The following is a 277-nucleotide window of genomic DNA, read 5'->3' as shown; positions in this document are numbered from 1 at the left end:
ACCTAGTTGGCGCAGTGGTAAATAAAATTCAGGCGCTAAAAGTAGCACCACAAAGCCAGTGGCAAAATCAAGAGTGCCAAAAAATAGTCTAAAACCAATAATTACGGCAACGAGTGCCACGCTAATAGTGGCTAAAAACTCAAGTGCAAATGATGATAAAAACGCGATTTTTAAAACATCGAGTGTCGCGTGTCTAAAATCATCTGAAATTTTAGCTATTTGTTTAAGCTCGGTACATGTTGCATTAAATAGTTTTAGCTGAGTTAAACCTTGCACG

At 37.9% G+C, this 277-nt stretch carries 1 protein-coding gene; it reads right to left on the bottom strand.

The features are described 5' to 3' along the window. Positions 1-277, bottom strand: a 277-nt coding sequence (locus AAEZ18_RS18730) for an ABC transporter transmembrane domain-containing protein (RefSeq protein WP_352255905.1), incomplete at both ends; no start/stop codon positions are given.

Source organism: Pseudoalteromonas sp. 19-MNA-CIBAN-0066 (assembly GCF_040308705.1).
In the GTDB taxonomy this organism is placed as follows: domain Bacteria; phylum Pseudomonadota; class Gammaproteobacteria; order Enterobacterales; family Alteromonadaceae; genus Pseudoalteromonas; species Pseudoalteromonas nigrifaciens.
The sequence above is the reverse complement of the archived record's forward strand: the minus strand, read 5'-3'. Positions and strand labels throughout refer to the sequence as shown.